The sequence below is a fragment of the Streptomyces varsoviensis genome (assembly GCF_000718635.1).
GTDB classification, from domain to species: Bacteria; Actinomycetota; Actinomycetes; order Streptomycetales; family Streptomycetaceae; genus Streptomyces; species Streptomyces varsoviensis.
In genome coordinates this window covers 1-23,413 of record NZ_JOBF01000001.1, presented here as the reverse complement: position 1 = coordinate 23,413, position 23,413 = coordinate 1, and the positions used below count along the sequence as shown (strand labels likewise).

The window sequence follows — 23,413 nt, the reverse complement described above, 5'->3', positions numbered from 1 at the left end:
ATTGCGTTCCCTAAGTGGGAGACCTAGCCTCTCAGTTAGAGAACTGGTCGTTCTTTATGCGTCAGGGACTTCGAGGAGATCGATGACTGAGACGACTGCCGCACCAATCCACCAAGAAGAGGCGCCGGCCTTCCCGAGCAACCGCACCTGCCCGTACCAAATCCCCAAGGAGTACGTCGAGTTAAGGGACACGGGCGACGCGCTGCGCAAGGTGACCCTCTACGACGGCCGGCAGGCGTGGGTGGTGACCAAGCACGAGACGGCACGGCAACTGCTCGCCGACCCGCGCATCTCGTCCAACCGCCAGGACGACAACTTCCCCGCCACCTCGCCGAGGTTCGCGGCGTTCCGCACCACCGCGCCGGCGTTCATCGGCCTGGACCCGCCGGAGCACGGTCACAAGCGCCGCATGATGATCAGCGAGTTCACGCTCAAGCGCATCAAGGGCATGCGCCCGGGCGTCGAGCGCATCGTGAACGGCTTCATCGACGACATGCTCGCCGCCGGCCCGACGGCCGACCTGGTCAGCCAGTTCGCGCTGCCGGTGCCGTCCATGGTGATCTGCCAACTGCTCGGCGTGCCCTACGCCGACCACGACTTCTTCCAGGAAGCCTCCAAGGAACTGCTTCAGGCGACTACCGGGGAGGAGGCGCTCGCCGCGCGCAAGAAGCTCGGGGACTACCTGGACGGGCTGGTCGCCCAGTTCGAGACCGAGCCCGGCCCCGGCCTGCTCGGCACGCTGGTCACCGAGCAGTTGGCGAAGGGCACCGTCGACCGCGAGGAACTGGTCTCGGACGCGATCCTGCTGCTCGTCGCGGGCCACGAGACGACGGCCTCGATGACCTCGCTGAGCGTGATCACACTCCTGGAACACCCGGACCAGCACGCCGCGCTGCGCGCCGACCCGAGCCTGATCCCGGGCGCCGTCGAGGAGTTGCTGCGCTATCTCTCCATCGCCGACATCGCGGGCGGCCGCGTCGCGACGGCCGACATCGAGATAGACGGCCAGGCGATCCGCGCCGGCGAGGGCGTTATCATCTCCAACTCGATAGCCAACCGCGACGGTTCGGTGTTCGAGAACCCGGACGCCTTCGACGTGCACCGCTCGGCCCGCCACCACATCTCCTTCGGGTACGGGGTCCACCAGTGCCTCGGCCAGAACCTGGCCCGCCTGGAGCTCGAAGTGATCCTCACGGCTCTCTTCGAGCGGATTCCGACCCTGCGGCTGGCGGCCCCGGTGGAGAGCCTGGAGATCCGTCCGGGCACCACGATCCAAGGCGTCAACAAACTGCCGGTCACCTGGTGACCGCGGCGAAAGGAGTGACCATGCGAGTGACCGCGGACCGCGAGGTGTGCGTCGGCGCGGGTCTGTGCGCCATGACCGCACCCACCGTCTTCGACCAGGACGACGACGGGCTCGTGGCCGTTCTCAAGAAGGAGCCGGAAGGGGCGGCCGAGTTGTCCGCCGCCCGCCAGGCGGGCAACATCTGTCCGTCCGGCGCCGTCAAGATCAGCGAGTAGCCCACTGTCCGAGCGGGCCGGCCCACCCCCGGGGCCGACCCGCTCGCGGCCGCCCTGCCCGCGGCCGCCCCGTCCGGCGCCGCCCCGCTCGGGACCGCGGCTCGCCATCCGTACGGCCCGTCTCACCGGTCAAGACGCCGCGAGGGGACTATTGACGCGGACACGGCGCTGACGTGAGAGTTCCCGTCGTGCTCAACGATGCGACGCCGGTGACGGCGGAAGAAGACGACGGCGACGAGAGCCGCCCCGGCACGGGCCCGGCCGACGGACGGTCCGGCGCGGGCTCCACGGACGCGACAGGCTCGGGGACCCCGGAGACGAGCCCGGGGGACCACCCCGAGAGTCCGGAGAGCCTGCGCCGGGTGGCCATCGCCAGTTTCATCGGCACGGCCATCGAGTTCTACGACTTCTACATCTACGGCACCGCCGCCGCGCTCGTCCTCAACGACGCGTTCTTCCCGACGCTGACGCCCGTCAACGCCACGCTCGCCTCGTTCTCCACGTACGCGGTGGCGTTCGCGGCCCGGCCGCTCGGCTCCGTGGTCTTCGGCCACTTCGGCGACCGCGTCGGCCGCAAGTCCGTCCTCGTCGCCTCGCTCCTGATGATGGGGCTCTCCACGGCCTTCGTCGGGCTGCTGCCCGGCTACTCCACGCTCGGCCTCTGGGCCCCGCTGCTGCTCGTACTGCTCCGCTTCGTCCAGGGCATCGGGCTCGGCGGCGAGTGGGGCGGAGCGGCGCTGCTGGCCGTGGAGCACGCGCCGCGCGGCAGACGCGGGCTGTACGCGGCGTTCCCGCAACTGGGCCCGTCCGTCGGGTTCTTCGCCGCCACCGGGATCTTCTGGCTGCTGTCGTCGGCGCTGAGCGACGCCGCGTTCCGGTCCTGGGGGTGGCGCGTCCCCTTCCTGCTGTCGTTCCTGCTCGTGGGCGTCGGCCTGTTCGTCCGGCTGAAGATCAGCGAGACGCCGGTGTTCGCGCGGGTCATGGCGCGGCAGGAGGCCAGCAAGGTCCCCACCCTGGACGTACTGCGCCGGCACTGGCGCGAACTGCTGCTCGGCGCGGGCGGGATGATCATCGCGTACGGGCTCTTCTACACGGCCACCACCTACTGCCTCGCCTACACCACCAAGAACCTCGGCATCGCCCGTTCCACGATGCTCGGCCTGTCGATGGTCGCGTGCCTCTTCCTCGCCGCCGGCACCTGGCTGGCCTCGACCCGCTCCGACGGGCGCGGCCGCCGCAAGGTCGTGCTCGCCGGCACCGGGCTCTCGGTGGTCTGGGGCCTGGTCCTCTTCCCGCTCCTGGACACCGAGCGGCCGGTGCTGATCGCCCTGGCCATCGGCGGCGCGCTGTTCTGCATGGGCGTCGTGTACGGGCCGATGGGCGCCTACCTCCCCGAACTCTTCGGCCCCCGCGTCCGCTACTCCGGCGCCTCCCTCGCCTACAACCTCGGCGGCGTCCTCGGCGGCGCCGTCTCCCCCCTGATCGCCACCCGCCTCCAGCCGGCGTGGGGCTCCGCGTCGGTGGGCTGGTACGTGAGCGCCATGGCGGTCGTCTCCCTCCTGTGCGTACTGGCCCTCCCGGAGACGCGCGAGCGCGAACTGGCCTGACGGGGGGGGAACGGGGATCAGGGGCTCCGTCGCCGCGCGCCGCGTTCCGTTTCCGGCTCCGCGCGGCGGGCGCGCCCGGCATACTGGGCCGCGGCGGCCGCCGCCCCGGCCCGCCCGCCTGCCCCGCCCGCCCGCTCGCCGTGTTCGCGAAAGGACGCCGAGGACGCCATGGGTATCGCCGCTCCGCTCTACGCCCTGTACGCGAACCGGCTGCGCCGCCAGGTGCTGGAGGGCGCGCTGCCCGAGCACATCGGGCTGATCATGGACGGCAACCGCCGGTGGGCGCGGCAGATGGGGCTGGCCGACCCCAGCGAGGGCCACCAGCGCGGCGCCGAGCACGTCGAGGACGTGCTGTCCTGGTGCGAGGCGCTGGGCATCAAGCACATCACGGTGTTCGTCTGCTCGACGGAGAACCTCCGGCGGCGCGAGGACTCCGAGGTCGCCTGCCTCATGCGGCTGATCGAGCAGGTCGCCCACGACAAGCTGTGCCGTCCGGACCCGCGCTGGCAGGTGCACATCGCCGGCACGCTCGACGTGCTGCCCGACACCACCGCGCACGCGCTCAAGGACGCGGTCGAGGCGACCCGCTCCTGCCCCACCGGGGCACATGTCACGCTGGCCATCGGCTACGGCGGACGGCAGGAAGTCATCGACGCGCTGCGGGAGTTGATGACCGAGCGCGCGGCCCAGGGCCAGTCGCTGACCGAGCTGGCGGCATCCTTGACCGTGGACGACATCGCCCAGCACCTCTACACGGCCGGGCGCCCCGACCCCGACCTGGTCATCCGCACCAGCGGCGAGCAGCGGATGTCGAACTTCCTGCTGTGGCAGAGCGCCTACTCCGAGCTGTACTTCTGCGAGGCGTACTGGCCGGCCTTCCGCGAGATCGACTTTCTGCGGGCGCTGCGCAGCTTCTCCGCGCGGGAACGCCGGTACGGCGGCTGAGGGCGCGTACGGGCGGGGGACGCGGGCGTACGGGCGGGGGGGGACGCGGGCGTACGGGCGGGGGGCGCGGCGCGTACGAACCGGCCTTGGCGAGCTTGACGAACTTGGCGGCCTTGACGGCTTTGGCGGATTTGACGGCCTCGGCGGCCTTGTTCCCCGGCAATTCACGTGCGCGGCGTATGGCCGGGCCCGGCGTACGGCGGGAGGATGCGGCACATCGGACCGCTGAGGGGAACCGCGATGGCCGGATTCAGTGTGAAGCCGTTCTGGGAGCTGACGTTCGACGCGGACGGGGATGTGCACGCCGGCCAGCGGGACGCGCTGACGCGCGACGTGGCCGGGGCGGGCCTGACCGACCTGGTGCTGTTCGCGCACGGCTGGAACAACGACCGGTCGATGGCGACCCGGCTCTACGACCGGTTCTTCGCGCCCTTCCCCAAGCTGATCGGCGGCGCCGACGGGGTGCGCGTCGGCTACGTGGGGGTGCTCTGGCCGTCGATGCGCTTCACGGACGAGCCCATCCCCGACTTCCCGTCCCAGGGCGCGGCGGCGACCGCCGCCACCGTTCCCGACGGGCTCGACAGGGACACCCGGCACGCGCTCAACGCCGTCTTCCCCGGCCATGTCATGACCGTGGCGCGGATCGCGGAGCTGCTGGAGAAGCGGCCGGACAGCCGGTCGCGGCTGGAGGAGTTCGCCTCGCTGGTACGCCAGTTGACGGAGGCGCCGACGGGCGGGACGGCGGCGCGGTTCGCGGCGGACGTGGACCACGACGGGGCGTCGGGCGCCGTGCCCACGATGCTCACGGCCGACCCGGTACAGGTCTACGAGCGGTTCACCAACGCGCTGGCGGAGGCGGGCGACGCCCGGCCGGAGCTGTTCGGCGGCGGGCTGAAGCGGCTGTGGAACGGGGCGCGCGAGATGCTGCGCCAGGCCTCGTACTACGGCATGAAGCGCCGCGCGGGCACCGTCGGCCAGTTGGGGCTCGGCCCGGTGCTCGGCCTGCTGGCCCGCTCCTCCCCCACGGTCCGCGCGCACCTGATCGGCCACAGCTTCGGCGGCCGGCTGATGTCCTTCGCCCTGCGCGGCCTGCCGGAGGGCGTGGGCAGCGTCAAGTCCCTGACGCTCCTCCAAGGCGCCTTCTCCCATTACGCGTTCGCCGAACGGCTGCCGTGGGCCACCGACCGGGGCGGGGTGCTGCGCGGCGCGCCGAGCCGGGTGGACGGCCCGGTGGTGGCCTGCCACTCCAGCCATGACACGGCGCTGAGCGTCCTGTACCCGGCCGCCTCGAAACTCGCCGACGACGCCGAGACGATCCTCGGCGTCGGCGACGAGCGCTGGGGCGCCATGGGCTTCGACGGCATCAAGGCCGTCGAGCCCTGCGAGGAACTCACCCTGGAGAACGCCCTGCGCCACCCGTTCCCCGCCACCGGCTGCGTGAGCGTCGACGCCTCCCCCGTCGTGGCCCGCGGTTTCCCCCCAGCCGGCGCCCACAGCGACATCTGCCACGAGGAACTGGCCCGCGTAGTCCTCTCAGCAGGCCGCATCCTCTCCTGACCGGCGAAATTCGGCGCGAAGCGGGCTCAGAGGGCAGGCCGTGTCCGGCTGATCTCTGTTCGGGGAGCAGCACACCAGGGCGAGCGACAGGAACAGGGGGCGTTCGAGGTAGAAGCCGTGGGCCACGTCGCCGCCCCATTTCAGCCGCTCCGCCGCCGAACCGGCCAGTTCCGCCAGACGGGTTCCGTCACGTTGCGCCTCGGACATGAACCTGGGCGCGTACTCCATGAGCCGATGTCCGAGCCACGCGGCGGCCTCCATCGGCTCTTCCCAGGTGCCGCAGATCAGGCTGCCGGGCTTCGTCAGCCACCGGGCCGTCTCCATCGGAGGGAGGTCACCTGTACGGAACTCCGCCGCCGCTTCCTTGTAGCGCTGAGCGAGCTTGTGCCCCTCTGTGTCGTCGCCCCCTACCGGCGGGGGCGGCGGGAGCGGGTGCGGGGGTCGTCGGTGGCCCTCTTGGTCGAGCCGCTTCCTGGAGCCGGTCCACAGATAGCCGTGATGGTGCAACTGCTCGTCCTTGTCCAGAGCATTCGACGACGGCCTCGCTCTCCTGGGGGAGCGAGGGCCGCCGGTCGACGAAAGGCCGGTCAGACCGGCACGGTGAAGCGGGCCGGGTCGATACCGGCCGCGTTCAGTTCGGCGGTGGAGAAACGCAACGGCGTCATGTCAGGGCGCTTGCTGTCTCCCAGCGCCCACCTGTCCTCGGCGACACGGGAGAGAGTCACGCACCCTTCGGTGCAAGGGCCTCCGCAGGCCTTGAAGAATTCGTCTCCTTGGAGAGGGAGGCTGTACAGGTCGATTTCGGGCATGGGCGTGCCTTTCAGTGAGGTCAATTGTGAAGACCGAACCGCATTCCTTGCGGCGACCACCGAGTCGGTCGACGAGGACGATTCTTGGGGCACCGGCCCAAGGGAGCCAGCACTATGCTCGCCTTGGACTAAAGATCACGAACGGATCAGGCCCGAAATGCGGCCGCCCAGTCCCTCAGCTTTCCCCTCGCGCTCTCATCGAACAGCGCCAGTTCCTCGTAGGCCATGAACTCGTTCAGATAACCGCGGACATCTCTGGGATCACGGAACACCATGACGCCGGCCGAAAGTTCGGCCGTGGCTATCCGTTCGTCGTACACCGTGAACGTGTTGAGCGGGTTGCCGGGCAGCCTGGTTTCCATGGGAAGCACGCCTAGGCGCACATTCGGCAGGTGAGTGAGGGAAGCCAGTCGGTCGATCTGCACGGCCATGGCCTGCCGGGGAACCAGGGGGGACCTGGCGGCCTGCTCGGTGAGGAGGAAGAAGAACCGCTTCGACGTGTCGTAAAGGACTTCCTGGCGCTGCACCTTGCGGGCCACCGTGGCGCTGTGGTCACCGCTGATGTGGGCGAGACTGGCCCGGATGTATTCCGGAGTGGACAAGAGGCCGGTGATCATCGAGAGCAGGAAGTACCGGAGATCCGTCGAGGAGTTCTCCAGTCCCGCCAGCTCCGACTGCTTCTTGTCCAGGCCCTTCCTGCGGAGGTTCCTGGAGTCCTGCCACCCCGTGTTGGCGATCCGCGCGAGCGCCATGGCTTCCGCCACCAGCGTGTGTGGCGCGTCCAATGCCCTGAGGATCCGCTCCACATCCACGAGCGACGGCCGCACTCGGCCATTCTCGATCCGGCTGATTTTGGACTGAGACATGTTGCAGCGCCGGGCCAGCCGCTCACCCGGCAGCTCGGCCGACTTGCGCAAATGCTTCAGCAGGGCAGCCAGCTCATGCGCCGACTGCCCCAGCTCCTCCGGCCCGAACGTCACTCCCGCACGTACTCCAGAAAAGGCACGGACTCGTTCTTGGCGATCCGCTGGTATTCGATGAAGGGGGCGGGGTCCCCCTCGTACAGCTCCCGGCTGATCTGTTTCCCATCCGGCTGGTAGTGCATGAGCACGATGACGGAGTGATCGAACATCCAGAAGTCCTGAACATCAGGAAGAGGGTTCTCCCGCTCCGTGATGTCGAGGATGCGGATGTCTTCCCCTGCCGGCGCCTGATGCCGGTAGTAGCGTTCGAACTCGAACCGCAGGTAGTCACTCAGCGGTCGGGCCACGATATGCACGCGCCCGATGGAACGGGCACGGACCATCCGAATCCACGAGTCCTCGTACGGGCCGGGGAACCGTGCTCCCTCCTTGAACGCCGTGAACTCCTCCGCCTCCTGCGGCATGAGGTATTGAGGCAGCGTCTCAAGGCGCCAGGCTTCCGTCTGGAATTCCCGGAACTTGGCCGCCCACGCGTCACCATCCAAGAACACGGAAGGCCTCCCTCAGCACGGCCTCAGGAACCTCGACGAGCCCTTCCCCCGTAGGAGGCTGAAACGCGTCGGACACCTCGCCCTGAAAAACGAACGAACCAGATGCGGTGCGGTAGACGTTGGGGCAATCGCCTTGTCCGCACGGTCCCCCGTTGCCGTTCTCGTCCACGCCGGTGAGCCTGGCCAGTTCCGCACGTGCCATGACGCAACCCCCTGGTTCTGCGAGTGGTGCACTGACCGTACGGAAGCGGGGGGCCGGCCGTCCATGCACGGAGGGGACTATGCGCGTGTTGGCATAAACAGGGCTCGGAGCACGGGGCTCGGCACCGGCCGCCGCGTAGCTGCGCGGAAACCGCGGCCGGCTTCACCGGGGGCCGGCCCCCGCCGGTTGTGTGCCGGGGGTCAGCGGTGGGTGGGGAATTCGACTACTTGTTGGTAGGTAGGGCGGTTCTGCCAGGAGATGGGGTGGTGGGTGAGGCCGCCGATGGGGCGTTGGATGATGGCGTCGGCGCACCACTGGTCGCCGGCCTTGCAGGTGTCGTCGCCCGGGTAGACCTTGTCGGCGGGTTGGGAGGCGGCCTGGCGGAGGGTGTCGAGGAGGGTGGTGCGGCAGGCGGCGAGGTCGCCGTCGCCGCAGTACCGCTTGGCCAGGGGGCCCTTGACCTGTTGGCCGAGTACGGAGCGCAGGTCCTTGTCGACGTAGCTCCACCAGCCGGTGAGGAAGGCCGAGCCGGCGTGGGAGCCGGTGGGGCCGTGGCCGGCGGAGGGGGATTCGTCGATGGCGGCATTGGCCTGGAGGGCCTGGTAGAGGTCGCCGCCGAGCCCCGGCTCGAAGGCGGCCCGTACCAGCAGCGGCCACCAGGCGTCCATGGTCCGTACGGCGTCGGCGTGCGCGTAGGTGTGCGAGCCCGGCGTGGTCTCGTGGCGCTCCGCGCCGTCCGCGCGCCAGGACTCCAGCTCTTGGATGACGGAGGAGAGTTGCGGGTCGGTGACGGGCGCCGACCGCAGGACCTTGAGCAGGTCCGGCAGCACGTCCTCGCCCCGCAGGTCCGTCACCGCCGCGTCCTCCATGGCGCGCGTCAGGGAGGCGCGGGTCACCCCGCCGTCGGCCACGAGCGCCCGCACCCGGTCGTCGAGGAGGTCGGCGCGGTGCACCGAGCCCGCCGCGAAGCCGGCCGAGGCGTAGTCATCCGACTGCCGGTTGTTCCATGAGATGTAGTAGTCCTGGTCGATGTCGTTGGGGTGTTCCCTCGCCGGGGTGTAGTCGGCCGTGTTGCCCGCCGGGTCGAACCCCTTCCACTCGTACGCCCGCTCCGCCTTGACGGGCAGCGACGGGTCCACGTCGGGGTTGCGCACGGGGTTGAGGCCGCTGTTGAAGTAGGCGGTCTGCCGCGCGTCCGCGTAGAACCAGTTGAAGGCGTAGCCGATGTGGTCGGCCGCGCTCTGGAAGGACGCGGCGTCGCGTACGTAGCCGGGGTCGTTGAGCATCTGGAAGCCGATGATGGAGTCGGCCTCGTGCCGGTAGGTGGAGCGCAGCGCGGTGTAGGCGACGGGCTTGCCGTCGACCTTCGCGCGGTGGGTGACGGTGCCGTACTCGGTGCGCAGCACCCGCATGCGGTACGAGCCGGCGGCGGTGGAGTCCGCGACGGTCGGCTTCCAGGAGTTGGTGTGCTCCAGCTTCTCCATGGGGAGGCACGTGCCGCGGAAGAGGTAGTGCTCGGAGCGCTCCGTGGGGGTGCCGCCGCCCGGCTCGCAGAGGTCGACGGCGTAGGTGTCGGTGATGTCCTGGGCCGCGGACGTGGCGCTCCACGCGTAGTCCGCGCCGCGCCCCAGCTCGACGTACATGCTCACGCCCGCGAAGGACGCGCCCCGCGCGCTGATGCCGGGGCCCTGGATCTCCTGGAGCATCAGGAGCTGCGGGGCGAAGTAGCCGGTCTGCGGGCCGAAGACGGCGACGGGGTGGCCGCCGGCGGTGTGCTTGCCGGAGACGAGCAGGGCGTTGGACATGCCGTGCCGCTTGCCGAACAGGTCGCCGGGGGGCACGCCCTTGTCGAACATGCCCTGCGCGGGCCTGAGCCTCTTCGGCGCGTCGACCGGGGTCTTCGCGGGTTTGCCGGCGGCCGCCGCGCCCGTACGGTCGTAGACCAGCGGTTCTTCCGTGACCGAGCCGGCGTCGGGCAGGGCCGCGCCCTTGGGGTGCTCGGGCTTGCCCGCGTACGGGAAGCTCTGGCCGTCGTGCAGGGTCTGCACGGCCTCGGGGTCGTTGCGCTCGCGGAAGGATTCCCAGACCTTGGTGCCCTCGGAGACCCCGTACCGCTTCTGCGCGGCGAGCAGGGAGAGCGCGGACTGCACCTCGCCCCCTCCGCCGTTGCCGAAGAGCCCGCCCACGACGGAGGCGAGGGCGATGAGGTCGGTGAGGGTGAAGGGGGCGATCTCGCCCTTGTTGGTGATGGCGTCGATGTGGCCGGTGAGGACGTATTCGCCGGGGAAGTACCGGCCGTCCTTGGACTGCTGCCGGTAGGCGTTGACGCCGTCGACGTACGCCTGCGCGTCCTTCATGGCCTGCTCGCCGCGCGGCCCGCTGGCGGCGATCTTGTCGACCTGGGCCTGGAGGTCCTTCTCGGTGTACGGGGCGATGCGCCAGAACTGCTGCTCAAGGCCCTGGTTGGCGGGGGCGCCACCGGCAAAGGGGGTGAGTTCGCCGCGGCCGACGTGGCGGAAGAGGTCCATGAGCCAGAGTCGGTCCTGGCCGGCCGCGTAGCCCGCGCCGTACTCGGTGCCGTACCGGGTGGTGCCCTGGATGTGCGGGACGCCGGTCTGCTTGTCGCGGGTGATCGTGACGTCGTCGCGGGGCCTGTCGACCTTGGCGACGTTCTCCTTCCGCACGCCGAAGGAGGCGTCGTTGAAGAAGTCGCGCAGCTTGTCGTCGGTCAGCGAGCGGTAGCCGCCGGCGAGGTCGGCGTACGGGCCGAGCTGGTCGGTGCTGTGCTCGGGGTGGGTGCCGAAGGCGCGGTTGCCGAGGATCTCGACGAGCGTGGCGTTGCCGTTCTCGCCGGGCGGCAGGATGTCGCCGCACTGGCCCCCGCAGTAGTCGTCGGCGGTGGTTTGCGCCGAGGCCCGCGCCGGGGCTCTCGCCGCGCCGGTACGGGCCGGTGCCGGGGCCGCCTGCGCGGCCGGGGCGACGAGGGCCGCGCCGAGCGCCAGCAGCGCCGCGGTCGCGGTGGTTCTGAGTGTGCCGATGCGCCGTCGCATTCCCGCTCCTCCCGGTGACCGTCGCGGCGGACGTTACCGCCGGTACGAACGGGCCGGAAGGTGAACTCCCGTCACCTTTCCAAATCCTCACAACTTGGTCGGCCGCAAGCCGGATGGAACGGATCGGCCTCGGTACACGTCCATTCCACAACGGTCCGAGTCCGCTTGTCGGAGGTGGGAGCATTGGCCGGTTTCAGAGCGCTCGCACGAGAAGTGCGCAATCCACGCAACAGCACGGCGCTGCGACGGACGTCACTGCGTAAATGCCTCGAACGATTCGCCCCCTATGGCCACCGGGCCACCTGGCACCACCTGTGCGCCCGTGCCGGGCTGGCCCCCGACGACCGCGGCCCCGACCCGGCCCGGCTGATCATCGCGCTGGAGGAGTTGGAGGAGGCCCGGGCGGTCTGGCTCGCCTACGAGGCCGAGTTCGCGGAGCGGCGGCGGCGCGAGAAGCACGACGGCATCCGGCAGCCGAGCGCCATCGACGAATGGCACCGCCGCACGTGGGGCGGGTGCGACATAGTGCCGTGCGCGACGCCCCTGCACCACCCGACGGCGCGCCTGGCCGATGTGCTGCGCCGCATGATCACCGCCATGGAGTCGGGCCCCGGCGACGACTGCCCGATCTGCTCGCAAGGCCCCATCGAATGGCGCGACGACCTGGAGCGCTACCCGCTGTCGGGCCCGGTCTGCGCGACGTGCGGCGTGGTCGTGCCGCTGTCCGTACTGACTCCGGAGGCGCTGTCCATGGCCCGTCGGCCGCGCTTCGAACGGCGTTACGCGGGTGTGTGAGGGGCCCGCTGGGTTCCGAGGAGCCCTCCCCTGAAGGTCCGGATGGGTCCTGAGAGGTCCTTGAGGGACTGAGGGACTGAGGGAGGCCGACTCCCGCGATGGCGCGGGGAGCCGTGCGTTCCTCCGCTCGTCGGCCGGGATGTTCCGGGATGTTGTCGGCGGCGGGGCTCCGAGGGGGAGGCCCCGCACCGGCCGGCCGCCGGACCGCGCCCCGGGGGCGGCGAACCGCGAGCGCGCCCCGGAACGAGCGAACCGCCGGCGCGACCCGGAACAGCGAACCGCGAGCGATCAGGCGCTCAGGCGATCAGGCGCCGCCGATCGCCGAGGCCACGATGATGATGACGCCGAGCGCCGCGAACGCGCAGCCGATGATGCCGAGGACGATCCCGGCGACCGCCTGGCCGCGTCCGCCCGCCTCTCCCCGGTCCGCCTTGCGCCGTGCGGAGATCCCGAGGCACAACGCGATGACCGGCAGGATCACGGGCAGGATCAGCAGCCCGAGGATGCCGAGCACCATGGACGCCGTCGCCTGGCCGCTGGGCAGCGGGGGCTGCCAGCCGTAGCCGGCTCCGGGACCGGCCCCGGGGCCGGGCGCGTAATGCGGCAGCGTGCCGGAGCCGCCGTACGGGCGAGGCCCCGGCCGCCCTTCGCCCGGCGCTCCCCAGGGGTCACCGGACCCGCCCCGCGGTCCGTGCGCGTTGCCGGGCTTGCCTGGCTCGTCAGCCATCTCTGCCTCTCCTGTGGTGGTTTCTTGGTCCTGAGCTGGTTTCTCGGGTTTTCGGAACAAGACGGTCGTCCGTCCACGCGGGTGCCCGTCATCGGGGCAATGATGCGGGGTGACGGAACCGCCGCTCACCACCGCCGATGACGCGACGCACGCGTTGACAGGGGCGCGCTCGCGAACCATGCTGAGCAAGCGCTTAGACATTGTCCGTCTCGACTGCTGATGACTGCTTGGGAGGCCACGATCATGGCGGAGCCCCGGATCTTCACCTCGCTCGACGAACTGCGCGCCGCCGTCGGCGAGGAGCTGGGCCCCAGCGACTGGCTGGAGATCGACCAGAAGCGGATCGATCTGTTCGCGGAGGCGACGGGCGACCATCAGTGGATCCACGTGGACCCGGAGCGGGCGGCGGGCGGCCCGTTCGGGGCGACCATCGCGCACGGCTATCTGACCCTGTCGCTGCTGCCCTCGCTCGTACCGCGGGTGATGCGGGTCGAGAACATCAAGATGGGCGTCAACTACGGCACCAACAAGGTCCGCTTCCCCTCCCCCGTGCCGGTCGGCTCCCGGCTGCGCGCCTCGGCGCGCGTCGCCGAGGTGGCCGAGGTGACCGGCGGCGTGCAGGTCACCACGGTGGTGACGATCGAGCGGGAGGGCGAGGCGAAGCCGGCCTGCGTCGCGGAGACCGTCAGCCGTTTCTATCTGTAGTACGACCGGTTCAGCGCTCGGGCGTACCCGCGCCGACCATCCGCAGCGCGAGGCCCGCGTAGAACGCGCCGACCTCGTCCGGGGTGCGCCGGCCGTCGGCGTTGAACCAGCGGGCGACGTCGATGCAGAGGGAGAGGACCGCGAGCGCCGTGCCGGGGATGTCCGGCACATCGAAGTCGCCCGACCGCACGCCGTCCTCGATGATCGAGCGGACCGCGCCGTCGCTGCCCCGGCGCAGGGCGACGATCTCGGCGTAGTGGTCCTCGGCCAGCGCGCCCAGCTCGTACTGGACGACGCGGGCGGTGGTGTGGTGCTCGGCGTGCCAGCGGACGAAGGAGCGTACGGCCTCGGCGAGCCGCTCCACGGGGGTGCCGCCGCCGTCCCGCGCGGCGGTGAGGAGGTCGAGGGCGAGCCGGTGGCCGACGCTGCTGATCCGGTAGAGCAACTGCTCCTTGGTCTTGTAGTGGATGTAGAGCGCGGCCGGGCTCATGCCGGCCCGGCCGGCGATGTCACGGGTGGTCGTCGCGTGGTAGCCGCGCTCGGCGAACGCCTCCACGGCGGCGGTCACCAGCCGCCGGGCCGCGTCGGGCGTGACGTCCGCCCACTCCTCACCCCGCTGCGCCTCGGCGTCCATCGCTCGCCCCGCTTCCCGGCTCCGGCCGGGGACCCTCCACCGGCCGGACGGACACCATACCCCGAAGCTGAGCAAGCGCTTAGGCATCCGGCCGGGTGCGCCTCTACCACCGCACCGGCCGCACCCGCCGACGATTTTACTGTCCTATACACATAGTTGACCCGAACGGCCGCGGGCGCACCATGATCGTCCGGTATGAAGGGAGTCGCGCGCCGCGATCCCACGGCGGACGACTCCTCGTAACGCCGGAGAAAGAACGTGCAGCAACCACCCCGCGCCGACCGGGTGCCGATCCCCCCGTACCGGTTCCTGACCGAGGTCCTCAAGGGACAGGGCCAGGTCACCTTCATGCCGAGCGCCCTCACCGGCCTCTTCTTCGCCGCCGCGCTCTTCGCCGCCGGCTGGGAGTACGGGCTCTACGGGCTCCTGGGCACCGCCGTCGGCACCGCCACCGCCCGGCTGCTGGGCGTCGACCGGGGGCGGGTGGCGGACGGGCTCGAAGGGTTCAACGCCTGCCTGGTCTCGACCGGCTGCGCCGTCTTCCTCGGGGCCGACCGGATCTCGTCCGTCCTCATGGCCCTCGGCGGCGCCGTCGTCGTGACCGTCGTCACCGCCGCGCTCGCCAACGTGCTGGCCTCCTGGAACCTGCCGACCTTCACCCTCCCGTTCTGCCTCGTGGCGAGCGCGACGACGATGGCCGCGCCGGGCTTCCACCGGGTGTGGGAAGGGGCCGCGGGCACCACCGCGCTCACCCGCCCGGCGACCGGGGCGACGTCGCTGAGCTGGACCCAACTGTGGCACGCCTTCTTCGCCGACATCGGCCAGATCTTCTTCATGCCGCAGTGGTACGTGGGGCTGCTGTTCCTTCTCGGCATCTTCGCGGCCAGTCGCTCCGCGGGGCTGGTGGCCTGCCTCGGGAGCGCGGTGGGCATCGCCACCGCCTGGGCGCTGGGCTCCCCCGCCGACGGGATCGCCCAGGGGCTGATGGGGTACAACGCCGTGCTCACGGCGATGGCGGTGTGCGGCGTCTTCATCGTCGCCGACCGCTGGAGCCTCGGCTACGCCGTTGCCGCGGGGGCGGCGGCGACGGCTCTGACGGCGGCGGTGACGTCGTTCTTCGCGCCGTCGGGGGGGCATACGTTCACGTGGCCGTTCGTGTTGACGTCGCTGGTGTTCGTAGCCGCCGTGCCATCGTTTCCGCGCCTGCGGAGGGTGTGACCGGGGCTCCGCCCCGGGCCCCGGTCCTCAATCGCCGGACGGGCTAGGTGGTGCGGGCTCGTCGCCGGGCGCGGCTATGCGCTTTGTCCTCAAGCGCCGGACAGGCTGGATGCGGCGCGGGTTCGGTTCAGCCGTCCGGCGGTTGAGGACATTCCTGCGTCAGAACTGGAGGGACTTCGTCTGGAGGTATTCGGCCAGGCCGTGGGCGCCGAGTTCGCGGCCGACGCCGGAGCGCTTGTAGCCGCCGAAGGGGGCGAGGATGTTGAAGCGGCCGCCGTTGATGTCGACTTGGCCGGCGTCGAGACGCCGGGCGAAGGCGGTGGCGGTGGCGTCGTCGGCGGCCCAGACGGCGCCGGCGAGGCCGTAGTCGGTGCCGTTGGCGATGCGCAGCGCGTCGTCCTCGTCCTCGTACTTGAGGATGGAGACGACCGGGCCGAAGATCTCCTCCTGGGCGATGGTCATCTCCGGGGTGACGTCCGCGAAGACCGTGGGGCTGACGTAGTAGCCGCTCGGCTGCCCCTCGGGGGCGTCCGCGCCGCCCGTGACCAGGCGGGCGCCCTCCTCCACCCCCTTCTCGATGTAGCCGCGCACCCGGTCCCGCTGCTTGGCGTTGACGAGGGGCCCGAGCCGGCTCCGCTCGTCGCGCGGGTCGCCGGGTACGTACGCGCGTGCCTCCTCGGCCGCGAGGGCGACGGCCTCCTCGTACTGGTCGCGGTGGACGAGCATGCGGGTCAGGGCGTTGCAGGACTGGCCGGAGTTGCGTACGACGTCGGCGACGTTGACGGCCACGGCCTTCGGCAGATCCGCGCCGGGCAGGATGACATTGGCGGACTTGCCGCCGAGTTCGAGGGCGACGCGCTTGACGGCGGCCCCGGCGATCGCGCCGATCTTCCGGCCGACGGCGGTGGAGCCGGTGAAGGAGACCAGGTCCACACCCGGGTGCTCGGCGAGGGCCTGGCCCGCGACCGTGCCGAGGCCGGTGACGAGGTTGACGACGCCGGCCGGGATGCCCGCCTCGGCCACGCACTCGGCGAAGAGCTGGGCCGTGAGCGGGGTGTCCTCCGCGGGTTTGACCACGATGGTGCAGCCGGCCGCCAGCGCGGGCGCGACCTTGTTGGTGATCTGGTGCAGCGGGTAGTTCCAGGGGGTGATCGCGCCGACCACGCCGACCGGTTCGAGCAGGACGGTCGAGTTGCCCACCTTCTCCTCGAAGGCGTACGAAGCGGCGAGCTCCGCGTACGAGCCGGTGACCGCGACCGGCACGCCGACCTGCACCCGCTTGCTGAACCCGAGCGTCGAGCCCAGCTCGGCCGTGATCACCTCGGCGATCTCGTCGGTACGGGCGACCAGCCGGTCGCGGAGCGCGGCCAGTCGCTCGCCGCGCTCGGCCGGGGCGGTGGCGGCCCAGCCGGGGAGGGCCGCGCGGGCGGCCCGTACGGCCGCGTCCACGTCGGCCTCGACACCGGCCGGGACTGCGCCGATCTCCTGCTCGTCGGCCGGGTTGACGACGGCGATGGTCTCCCGCCCCGCCGCCGGACGCCAGGCCCCGTCGATATACATGCCGTCGTGCGCCTTCATTGCGTCGACCTCCCTTGACTCTGCGGTGCGCGGGCCGGGCGGGCGCCCCGCGGATCGGCCACCGGCCCGCCGGGCCGGTCCGCGTGGCGTACGCCCACGACGAGGGTGCCACGCGCCGCCGCGCCGGTGACCACCGCGATCGGGCCCGGGCGCCGGACCCGCCAACTGGCCCACCCGCGCGGCCGGTACCGCCCGTACCGCCCATACCGCCGGTACGGAGTTCAGTCGAGCGTACGGGCCAAGTACGCGCGCAGCAGCGCCTTGGTCTCGGAGACGATCGTGGGGTCCCCGGCCGGGTCGAGGCGGAAGGCGAGGCGGAGCAGGGCGTCCGCGCTCTCGACGGCGACGAGGAAGGCGACGCGCAGCCGGTCGTCGTCCGCGTCGAGGCCGAGGCGGTCGGCGAGCAGGGCGCGCAGCCGGTCGGCGACCAGGTGGTTGGGCTGGTCGGGGGCGGCCGTGGCGGGGACGGGCATGCCGAACTCGACGAGGGCGAAGCCGGGGGCGCCGCGCTTCATGGCCAGGTACTCGTCGATGACGACGTCCATGGCGTGCCGCCAGTCGCCCTCCCCGCCGGGCTCGGCGAAGCGTTCGGTGACGCGTGCCGCGTAGACGTCGAGGTTGCGGTGGGCGAGCGCCTCGGCCATGGCGCGCTTGTTGGAGAAGAAGCGGTAGACGGAGCCGATGGGTACCTCGGCGCGGGCGGCGACCGCGCGGGTACTGAGTTCGTCGTAGCCGCTCTCGTCGAGCAGTTCGGCGCAGGCGTCGAGGATGCGGTCGAGCCGCTCGGCGCTGCGCCGCTGTATCGGGGTGCGGCGGAGGGGTGGTGTGGGCACGGGCCCATCCTGCCGCTCCCCGGGGCCCGAAGCGGAATCGGAAGCGGAACCTCCGCACGACCCGCCCGTACGCCCTGCGGCCCCAATGTCATTGACGCGCCCCGCCCGCATTCCTATGGTCTTGCACAGGAATCGTTGAGCATCGGGAGCACACGATGAGCGGTACGGACAACGAGCGGGCGAGGAAGACGGCCGAGAGTCTGGCGTACTCGTCCGGGTTCGGTAACGAGCACAGCAGCGAGGCCGTTCCCGGAGCGCTGCCGCACGGCCGCAACTCCCCCCAGCGCGCGCCGCTCGGGCTGTACGCGGAGCAGCTCAGCGGCACCGCGTTCACCGAGCCGCGGAGCAGCAACCGCCGGTCGTGGCTGTACCGCGTCCGGCCGTCGGCGGCACACCCGGCGTTCTCGCGGATCGACAACGGGGCGCTGCGCGGCGCGCCGTTCACCGAGGTGGAGGCGGACCCCAACCGGCTGCGCTGGGACCCGCTGCCCGAACCCGCCGCGGGCACCGACTTCCTGGCCGGGCTGTGGACGCTCGGCGGCAATGGCGACGCGACGCAGCGCACGGGCATGGCGATCCACCTCTACGCCGCCAACTCCTCGATGACGGACCGGGTGTTCAGCGACGCGGACGGCGAGCTGCTGATCGTGCCGGAGCGCGGCGCGCTGCTGCTGCGCACGGAGTTCGGGCTGCTGCGCGCGGCTCCGGGCCATGTGGCGCTGATCCCGCGCGGGGTGCGGTTCCGTGTCGAACTGCTGGAGGACAGCGCCCGCGGGTACGTGTGCGAGAACTACGGGCGGCCGTTCACGCTGCCGGACCTCGGCCCGATCGGCGCCAACGGGCTGGCGAACGCGCGGGACTTCCTCGCGCCCGTCGCGGCGTACGAGGATGTCGAGGGCCCGGTCCAGGTCGTCAACAAGTTCTGCGGCAACCTCTGGTCGGCGACGTACGGGCACTCGCCGCTGGATGTCGTCGCCTGGCACGGCAACCATGTGCCGTACGTCTACGACCTGCGGCGCTTCAATGTGATCGGCTCGATCAGCTACGACCACCCGGACCCGTCGATCTTCACGGTGCTGACCTCGCCCTCGGACACGCCGGGGCTCGCGGGCGTGGACTTCGTGGTGTTCGCGCCGCGCTGGCTGGTGGGCGAGGACACGTTCCGGCCGCCGTACTTCCACCGCAATGTGATGAGCGAGTACATGGGGCTCATCGAGGGCGCGTACGACGCGAAGACCGCGGGGAAGGGCGGCTTCGTGCCGGGCGGCGGCTCGCTGCACAACATGATGTCGGCGCACGGCCCGGACCGGGACACGTTCGAGGCGGCGAGCGCCGCGGAGCTGGCCCCGCGGAAGGTCTCCGACGGGCTGGCCTTCATGTTCGAGACGCGCTGGCCGGTCACCGCCACCGCGCAGGCGCTGGCGGCGGACCACCTGCAGAGCGGGTACGACACGGTGTGGCAGGGTCTGGAGCGCCACTTCCGTAGCTGACCGGAGCCGATGTGACCACCTTCGCCCCCGACTCCCTCGCGCTCAACCGCAAGCTGCCGCTCTGGTACCAGGTCTCGCAGTCGCTGCGCGCCTCGATACTGGGGCGCAGCCCGCAGGACCCGCTGCGGCTGCCCACCGAGGACCGGCTCGCCGAGCACTACGGCGTCAGCGTGCTGACGATGCGGCAGGCGCTCAAGGAATTGGAGGCGGAGGGGCTGATCAGCCGGCACCGGCGGCGCGGCACGTTCATCGAGCCGAGCGCCCGGCGCACCTCGCCGGTGCGGCTGCTCGGCTCGGTCGACGCCATCGTCGCCCAGCAGTCCGGCGAGCGGACCACGCTGCTCGGCCACGGCCCGGCCCCGGTGCCGGCCGGGCTCGCCGAGCACTTCCCCGGCATCGACGAGGCCGTCCGCTACCGGCGGCTGCGCTGCGCGGAGGGCACGGGCGAGCCCACGAACTGGGCCGAGAACTATCTGCGCCCCGACATCGCGGCCCGCCTCGACCCCGCGGACCTCGCCCGGTGGCCCATGACGAAGGTCCTCCGGGACGCGGTAGGCGTGCGCATCAGCCGCATCACGGACACGGTCGAGGCCCGCCTCGCGGACCCGGAGACGTCCCGCCTCCTGGAGGTGCCGCTGCTCAGCCCGATCCTCCACTACACGGGCGTCACCTACGACGAGGAGGGTGCGGTGGTGGACGTGGTCCTCATCCACTACCGCGGCGACCGCTTCTCCTTCACCGTGACCATGGAGGCGCGCTGAGAGCGCCCCCGCTCATGGCCGCCGCGTACGGCGCGCGGGCGCGCGGCGCGGTGCGGCGCGGTCCGCCACCGGACGCCACGCCGAGCGCGCCCCGCGCTCCGGAGCGAGCGCTCGGGCTCGCCGCCCACGCCCGGCCGAGGCGGCGCGAAGGGCACGCCGCCCGCCCCGTGCCGGTACGAACGGGGGCTGGACGCGGCAGCCCGCGGGGCGTGGGGCGCTCGCCATGCGTCCCGCCCTCGGGCTGGTACGGGCAGCACGTCGGCGGTTGGCGCTCGAAGGGCCGGGCCGGAGGGGCGCCGCGCGTCTTGTGGCGAGGCCGGTGGCCGGGCCCGTTCGTCGCCGGAGGCAGTGGGTAGCATGCGTGCGGTGAGCGACGATGTGCCTCTTTTAAGCGACCTCATGCCGTGGGCCGTGGGTCCGTTGCGGCTGGGGCGCGGGTGGGTCATGGGGCCTGACGCGGTGGCGCTCAAGGCTCGTTGGAAGGCGCTGGCGGAGGGTGGGAGCGAGGCGGAGCGCAGTGCGCTGTTCCGGCCGACGCGCGCCCGTACGCTGCACAGTTCGGTCTCGCAGCTTCCCGGTCAGCCCTCGTCGACGGAGCGGCTGGCGCGTGGGCTCGGGCCGTGTCCGGAGCCGGTGCGGGTGCTGCACGGGCCGTACGACCAGCAGTGGCTGCTGCCGGACCACCGGCTCATCGACGTGGCCCGGCCCGAGCTGTGGCGGGTCGCCGACGGGCGGCAGCTCTTCGCCGCGACCCAGCCGCGGCTGCCGGGCCCGCCCGGCCCCGCGCTGGTCTTCTCCGCGCTGCTGCCCGACGGGCACGCCCCGGCGGGGCGGCCCGGCCGCATCCATCCGCTGTACCGGCGGCCCGGCGGCGCGGAGCCCAACCTCGCGCCGGGGCTGCTGGACCACCTCGCCGACCGGCTCGAACAGCCGGTGGCGGCCGCGGACTTCCTCGCCTGGGCCGCCGCCGCGGCCCGGCACTCCCCCGCCGGGTGCGCGGTGCCGCTGACCGGGCGCCCGGACGTCTGGGCGGAGGGCGTGGAGCTGGGCCGCCGCGTGCTGTGGCTGCACACCCGCGGCGCGCGCGACGGCGAGCGGCCCCGGATGCCGGGCGGGCGGCGGCCGTACGTACGGGCCGCCCCGCCGTCCGCCGTGCCGCCGGGCGCCCTGTCGTACGACGCGGAGGGCGAGGCGCTGCTGCTGGGCGAGGGCCGGATCGCGCCCGTACCGGCGGCGGCGTGGGAGTTCCACGCGGGCGGGGCGCGGGTGGTGGAGAGCTGGTTCGCGAGCCGTACGGACCCGGCGGAGCCCGGCACGCTGGCGGCCGTACGCCCGGCGGGCTGGCCCCGGGAGTGGACGTCCGAACTGCTGGAACTGGTCACGGTGGTGGCCCTGCTCGCCGAGCTGGAGCCGCGGCGCGCCCGGCTCGGCGAGCGGATCGACGCCGGGCCGCGGCTCGGCGCGGCCGGGCTGCGCGGCGCGGGCGTGCTGCCCGCCCCGGAGTCGGCGCGCCGGCCGGCGTCCGTGCTGGACCATCACGAGGAAGGCCCCGAGGGGCAGTTCGCGCTGGTGTGAGCGGGCGCGCCGGGACGCGCCGGGTGATCAGCCCTGACGCGTCGGGCGGCCCACGCGGGCTACGACGCCCCCTCGCCGCCTCCGGCGCTCTCCGCCGCGAAGCCCGCGAAGATGCGGCGCATGGCCCGCTCGAAGAGCACGTCCTGGTCGGCCGGGCCGGACGCGGACTCGAACGTGCGGGCCATGCGCGGGTAGCGGCCGCTGGCCAACTCGCGGGCGAGGTAGGCCGAGCGGGCCGCGCGCTCCTGCTCGGGCGGGTGCGGCGAGGCGCGGTGGCGCTCGGCGGCGGTCAGTTCGCTGGCGACGAAGGAGGTGACGACGGCGGTCATCATGGCGAGCAGTTCCATCTTGGCGCCGTCCTCGACATCGAGCCCCTCCAGGGCCCACAGGACGTATTCGAAGTAGCGCAGCGCGTTCGGGCTGAAGCCGTAGACGGGTGACATCAGCCCCGGCATCCAGGGGTGCCGGTGCATCATCGCGCGTGACTGGCGGGCGAGTCCCAGCAGGTCGGCGCGCCAGTCGCCGGAGGGCCGCGCGGGCAGTTCGTACTCGGCGGCGGCCGCGTCGACCATCAGCTCGTACAGGTCCTCCTTGCGCGGCACGTAGTTGTAGAGCGACATCGTGCCGCAGCCGATCTCGGCCGCGACCCGCCGCATGGAGACGGCGTCGATGCCCTCGGCGTCGGCGATGCGCACCGCCGCCGCCGCGATCTCGGCGCGGGTGTGCGCGGGCCGGGGTCCGCGTCCGGCGCGCTCGGGCCGCGCCCAGATCACCTCGGGGCCGGTCGTACGGCCGCTGGCTGCCATGGATCATCACCTCGGCCCCCATCCTAGTTACGTACGCCGTACGGAGTGCGCTACGGTGGGCCGCATGAAAACTCCGTACGCTGTACTTAGTGAGGGGCTGCACAAGCGCTACGGCGAGGTGCACGCGCTGCGCGGACTGGACCTCGCCGTCCCGGAAGGCACCGTCTGCGGGCTGCTCGGGCCGAACGGCGCGGGCAAGACCACCGCGGTCCACATCCTCTCGACGCTGCGCGCCCCCGACTCCGGCACCGCCCGCGTCGCCGGCCACGACGTCACCGCCGACCCGCGGGCGGTGCGCCGCAGCATCGCCCTCACCGGCCAGTTCGCCTCCGTGGACGGCGACTTGACGGGCCGCGAGAACCTGCGGCTCTTCGCCCGCCTCCAGCGGCTGCGGCCGGCCGCAGCCGCCCGCCGGGCGGACGAACTGCTGGACCGGTTCGGCCTCGCCGAACTCGCCGGACGCCCCGCCCGCACCTACTCCGGCGGCCAGCGGCGCCGGCTCGACCTCGCCGCGTGCCTGCTCACCGATGTCCCCGTGCTCTTCCTCGACGAGCCCACCACCGGCCTCGACCCGCGCAGCCGCGGCGACATCTGGGACGCCGTCCGCGAGCTGGCCGCGGGCGGCACGACCGTGCTGCTCACCACGCAGTACCTGGAGGAGGCGGACCGGCTGGCCGACGACATCGTGGTCATCGACCACGGCCGGGTCAGCGCCACCGGCACCCCCGAGGAGCTGAAGGCCGCCATCGGCTCGTACGTCGAGGTCGTCGTCGGCGACGCGAGCGAACTCGCCGGGGCGGCGGTCGCGCTCGGCCGGCTGACCGGCGCCCAGCCCGCGGTCGACGCCGAGCGGCGCACGGTCGGCTCCGCCTGCGCCGACCCGACCCTCACCCTGCCCCGCGTCGTACGGGAGCTGGACACGGCCGGCATCGGCCTGGCCGACGTGTCCGTACGGCAGCCCACCCTCGACGAGGTCTTCCTGCGCCTGACCGCGGACGCCTCTGAGCCCCACCCCCTGAAGGATGACGCAGAGGACTTCCCAATCGTGATGTCAAGCCGCAGCCGTGACGGGTGGTGAACCTTGGTAATACTGTCCGTCACGGATCATGGCCCACAGAACGTTGAG

Annotated in this window: 23 protein-coding genes; 12 read left to right on the top strand and 11 right to left on the bottom strand. The window is 72.0% G+C overall.

The features are described 5' to 3' along the window. Nucleotides 1–82: 82 nt before the first annotated feature. The 5 genes from IF55_RS00110 to IF55_RS00090 all read left to right on the top strand — a co-directional run bounded on the left by IF55_RS00110 (nt 83) and on the right by IF55_RS00090 (nt 5,630). A complete protein-coding gene (locus IF55_RS00110) occupies nt 83–1,306 on the top strand; it encodes a cytochrome P450 (protein WP_030891089.1) in 1,224 nt (407 codons plus the stop codon). 20 nt (nt 1,307–1,326) lie between these two features. Then, entirely contained in the window at nt 1,327–1,521 is a 195-nt protein-coding gene (locus tag IF55_RS00105) for a ferredoxin (RefSeq protein ID WP_030891090.1), read from the top strand. A 353-nt stretch (nt 1,522–1,874) separates the two neighbouring features. After that, on the top strand, nt 1,875–3,128 hold the full coding sequence (locus tag IF55_RS00100; protein WP_030891093.1) for an MFS transporter: 1,254 nt from the start codon (nt 1,875–1,877) through the stop codon (nt 3,126–3,128). A 168-nt stretch (nt 3,129–3,296) separates the two neighbouring features. Then, nucleotides 3,297–4,073, top strand: coding sequence for a polyprenyl diphosphate synthase (gene uppS / locus IF55_RS00095; RefSeq protein ID WP_030891096.1), 777 nt, complete (start codon nt 3,297–3,299; stop codon nt 4,071–4,073). 240 nt (nt 4,074–4,313) lie between these two features. Continuing rightward, the gene (locus IF55_RS00090; RefSeq protein WP_030891099.1) at nt 4,314–5,630 is read left to right on the top strand and encodes a hypothetical protein; all 1,317 of its coding nucleotides are present in this window, start codon (nt 4,314–4,316) and stop codon (nt 5,628–5,630) included. On the opposite strand, the gene IF55_RS00085 is transcribed toward IF55_RS00090, so the two are convergent. The 6 genes from IF55_RS00085 to IF55_RS00065 all read right to left on the bottom strand — a co-directional run bounded on the left by IF55_RS00085 (nt 5,607) and on the right by IF55_RS00065 (nt 11,165). Beyond that, entirely contained in the window at nt 5,607–6,137 is a 531-nt protein-coding gene (locus tag IF55_RS00085; protein ID WP_030891100.1) for a hypothetical protein, read from the bottom strand. The two genes, IF55_RS00090 and IF55_RS00085, sit on opposite strands and share 24 nt — an antisense overlap. Before the next feature lie 80 nt (nt 6,138–6,217). Then, a complete protein-coding gene (locus IF55_RS00080; RefSeq protein ID WP_030891103.1) occupies nt 6,218–6,439 on the bottom strand; it encodes a DUF397 domain-containing protein in 222 nt (73 codons plus the stop codon). Nucleotides 6,440–6,585: 146 nt separating this feature from the next. Beyond that, nucleotides 6,586–7,419: a Scr1 family TA system antitoxin-like transcriptional regulator gene (locus IF55_RS00075; RefSeq protein ID WP_030891106.1), complete on the bottom strand. Its 834-nt coding sequence runs from the start codon at nt 7,417–7,419 to the stop codon at nt 6,586–6,588. Next, nucleotides 7,416–7,913 carry a DUF6879 family protein gene (locus IF55_RS00070; protein ID WP_030891108.1) on the bottom strand — a complete coding sequence of 166 codons (498 nt, stop codon included), beginning with the start codon at nt 7,911–7,913 and terminating at the stop codon, nt 7,416–7,418. Before IF55_RS00070 ends, IF55_RS00075 begins: the two co-directional genes overlap by 4 nt. Then, a complete protein-coding gene (locus IF55_RS40255; RefSeq protein WP_078643290.1) occupies nt 7,897–8,115 on the bottom strand; it encodes a hypothetical protein in 219 nt (72 codons plus the stop codon). Before IF55_RS40255 ends, IF55_RS00070 begins: the two co-directional genes overlap by 17 nt. 200 nt (nt 8,116–8,315) lie before the next feature. Further along, complete coding sequence (locus IF55_RS00065) at nt 8,316–11,165, bottom strand: penicillin acylase family protein (RefSeq protein WP_030891111.1); 2,850 nt, start codon at nt 11,163–11,165, stop codon at nt 8,316–8,318. A 183-nt stretch (nt 11,166–11,348) separates the two neighbouring features. On the opposite strand from IF55_RS00065, the gene IF55_RS00060 reads away from it, so the two are divergent. Then, on the top strand, nt 11,349–11,960 hold the full coding sequence (locus IF55_RS00060) for a hypothetical protein (protein WP_030891113.1): 612 nt from the start codon (nt 11,349–11,351) through the stop codon (nt 11,958–11,960). A gap of 304 nt (nt 11,961–12,264) precedes the next feature. On the opposite strand, the gene IF55_RS35855 is transcribed toward IF55_RS00060, so the two are convergent. After that, entirely contained in the window at nt 12,265–12,687 is a 423-nt protein-coding gene (locus IF55_RS35855; protein WP_051776233.1) for a DUF4190 domain-containing protein, read from the bottom strand. Between the two features lie 243 nt (nt 12,688–12,930). Here IF55_RS35855 and IF55_RS00050 point away from each other — a divergent pair, with 243 nt between their 5' ends. After that, on the top strand, nt 12,931–13,392 hold the full coding sequence (locus IF55_RS00050; RefSeq protein ID WP_030891118.1) for a MaoC family dehydratase: 462 nt from the start codon (nt 12,931–12,933) through the stop codon (nt 13,390–13,392). Nucleotides 13,393–13,402: 10 nt separating this feature from the next. On the opposite strand, the gene IF55_RS00045 is transcribed toward IF55_RS00050, so the two are convergent. Then, complete coding sequence (locus tag IF55_RS00045; protein WP_030891120.1) at nt 13,403–14,026, bottom strand: TetR/AcrR family transcriptional regulator; 624 nt, start codon at nt 14,024–14,026, stop codon at nt 13,403–13,405. 258 nt (nt 14,027–14,284) lie between these two features. On the opposite strand from IF55_RS00045, the gene IF55_RS00040 reads away from it, so the two are divergent. Beyond that, a complete protein-coding gene (locus IF55_RS00040; protein WP_245661003.1) occupies nt 14,285–15,244 on the top strand; it encodes an urea transporter in 960 nt (319 codons plus the stop codon). Between the two features lie 159 nt (nt 15,245–15,403). On the opposite strand, the gene IF55_RS00035 is transcribed toward IF55_RS00040, so the two are convergent. Together IF55_RS00035 and IF55_RS00030 are read right to left on the bottom strand one after the other, a co-directional pair. After that, complete coding sequence (locus IF55_RS00035) at nt 15,404–16,822, bottom strand: aldehyde dehydrogenase family protein (RefSeq protein ID WP_030891125.1); 1,419 nt, start codon at nt 16,820–16,822, stop codon at nt 15,404–15,406. A 221-nt stretch (nt 16,823–17,043) separates the two neighbouring features. After that, the gene (locus IF55_RS00030) at nt 17,044–17,655 is read right to left on the bottom strand and encodes a TetR/AcrR family transcriptional regulator (protein WP_030891128.1); all 612 of its coding nucleotides are present in this window, start codon (nt 17,653–17,655) and stop codon (nt 17,044–17,046) included. A 155-nt stretch (nt 17,656–17,810) separates the two neighbouring features. On the opposite strand from IF55_RS00030, the gene hmgA reads away from it, so the two are divergent. The 3 genes from hmgA to IF55_RS00015 all read left to right on the top strand — a co-directional run bounded on the left by hmgA (nt 17,811) and on the right by IF55_RS00015 (nt 21,481). Further along, nucleotides 17,811–19,145 (top strand): homogentisate 1,2-dioxygenase, encoded by a 1,335-nt coding sequence (gene hmgA, locus IF55_RS00025; protein ID WP_030891132.1) that lies wholly within the window; start codon nt 17,811–17,813, stop codon nt 19,143–19,145. Nucleotides 19,146–19,156: 11 nt separating this feature from the next. Next, nucleotides 19,157–19,906 (top strand): GntR family transcriptional regulator, encoded by a 750-nt coding sequence (locus IF55_RS00020; RefSeq protein WP_030891135.1) that lies wholly within the window; start codon nt 19,157–19,159, stop codon nt 19,904–19,906. 357 nt (nt 19,907–20,263) lie between these two features. Continuing rightward, nucleotides 20,264–21,481 (top strand): type ISP restriction/modification enzyme, encoded by a 1,218-nt coding sequence (locus IF55_RS00015; protein ID WP_030891138.1) that lies wholly within the window; start codon nt 20,264–20,266, stop codon nt 21,479–21,481. Between the two features lie 59 nt (nt 21,482–21,540). Here IF55_RS00015 and IF55_RS00010 read toward each other — a convergent pair whose 3' ends face one another. Further along, on the bottom strand, nt 21,541–22,287 hold the full coding sequence (locus tag IF55_RS00010; RefSeq protein ID WP_030891141.1) for a TetR/AcrR family transcriptional regulator C-terminal domain-containing protein: 747 nt from the start codon (nt 22,285–22,287) through the stop codon (nt 21,541–21,543). A 64-nt stretch (nt 22,288–22,351) separates the two neighbouring features. On the opposite strand from IF55_RS00010, the gene IF55_RS00005 reads away from it, so the two are divergent. Continuing rightward, on the top strand, nt 22,352–23,365 hold the full coding sequence (locus IF55_RS00005) for a daunorubicin resistance protein DrrA family ABC transporter ATP-binding protein (RefSeq protein ID WP_037967012.1): 1,014 nt from the start codon (nt 22,352–22,354) through the stop codon (nt 23,363–23,365). The last annotated feature ends 48 nt before the right edge of the window (nt 23,366–23,413 follow it).

Bases quoted from the DNA above. Each gene is read 5' to 3' on its own strand.
- hmgA (WP_030891132.1), top strand. From the start codon at position 17,811: ATGAGCGGTACGGACAACGAGCGGGCGAGGAAGACGGCCGAGAGTCTG.
- uppS (WP_030891096.1), top strand. From the start codon at position 3,297: ATGGGTATCGCCGCTCCGCTCTACGCCCTGTACGCGAACCGGCTGCGC.
- IF55_RS35855 (WP_051776233.1), bottom strand. From the start codon at position 12,687: ATGGCTGACGAGCCAGGCAAGCCCGGCAACGCGCACGGACCGCGGGGC.
- IF55_RS00010 (WP_030891141.1), bottom strand. From the start codon at position 22,287: ATGGCAGCCAGCGGCCGTACGACCGGCCCCGAGGTGATCTGGGCGCGG.
- IF55_RS40255 (WP_078643290.1), bottom strand. From the start codon at position 8,115: ATGGCACGTGCGGAACTGGCCAGGCTCACCGGCGTGGACGAGAACGGC.
- IF55_RS00065 (WP_030891111.1), bottom strand. From the start codon at position 11,165: ATGCGACGGCGCATCGGCACACTCAGAACCACCGCGACCGCGGCGCTG.
- IF55_RS00105 (WP_030891090.1), top strand. From the start codon at position 1,327: ATGCGAGTGACCGCGGACCGCGAGGTGTGCGTCGGCGCGGGTCTGTGC.
- IF55_RS00015 (WP_030891138.1), top strand. From the start codon at position 20,264: ATGCGTGCGGTGAGCGACGATGTGCCTCTTTTAAGCGACCTCATGCCG.
- IF55_RS00110 (WP_030891089.1), top strand. From the start codon at position 83: ATGACTGAGACGACTGCCGCACCAATCCACCAAGAAGAGGCGCCGGCC.
- IF55_RS00045 (WP_030891120.1), bottom strand. From the start codon at position 14,026: ATGGACGCCGAGGCGCAGCGGGGTGAGGAGTGGGCGGACGTCACGCCC.
- IF55_RS00090 (WP_030891099.1), top strand. From the start codon at position 4,314: ATGGCCGGATTCAGTGTGAAGCCGTTCTGGGAGCTGACGTTCGACGCG.
- IF55_RS00035 (WP_030891125.1), bottom strand. From the start codon at position 16,822: ATGAAGGCGCACGACGGCATGTATATCGACGGGGCCTGGCGTCCGGCG.
- IF55_RS00005 (WP_037967012.1), top strand. From the start codon at position 22,352: ATGAAAACTCCGTACGCTGTACTTAGTGAGGGGCTGCACAAGCGCTAC.
- IF55_RS00080 (WP_030891103.1), bottom strand. From the start codon at position 6,439: ATGCCCGAAATCGACCTGTACAGCCTCCCTCTCCAAGGAGACGAATTC.
- IF55_RS00050 (WP_030891118.1), top strand. From the start codon at position 12,931: ATGGCGGAGCCCCGGATCTTCACCTCGCTCGACGAACTGCGCGCCGCC.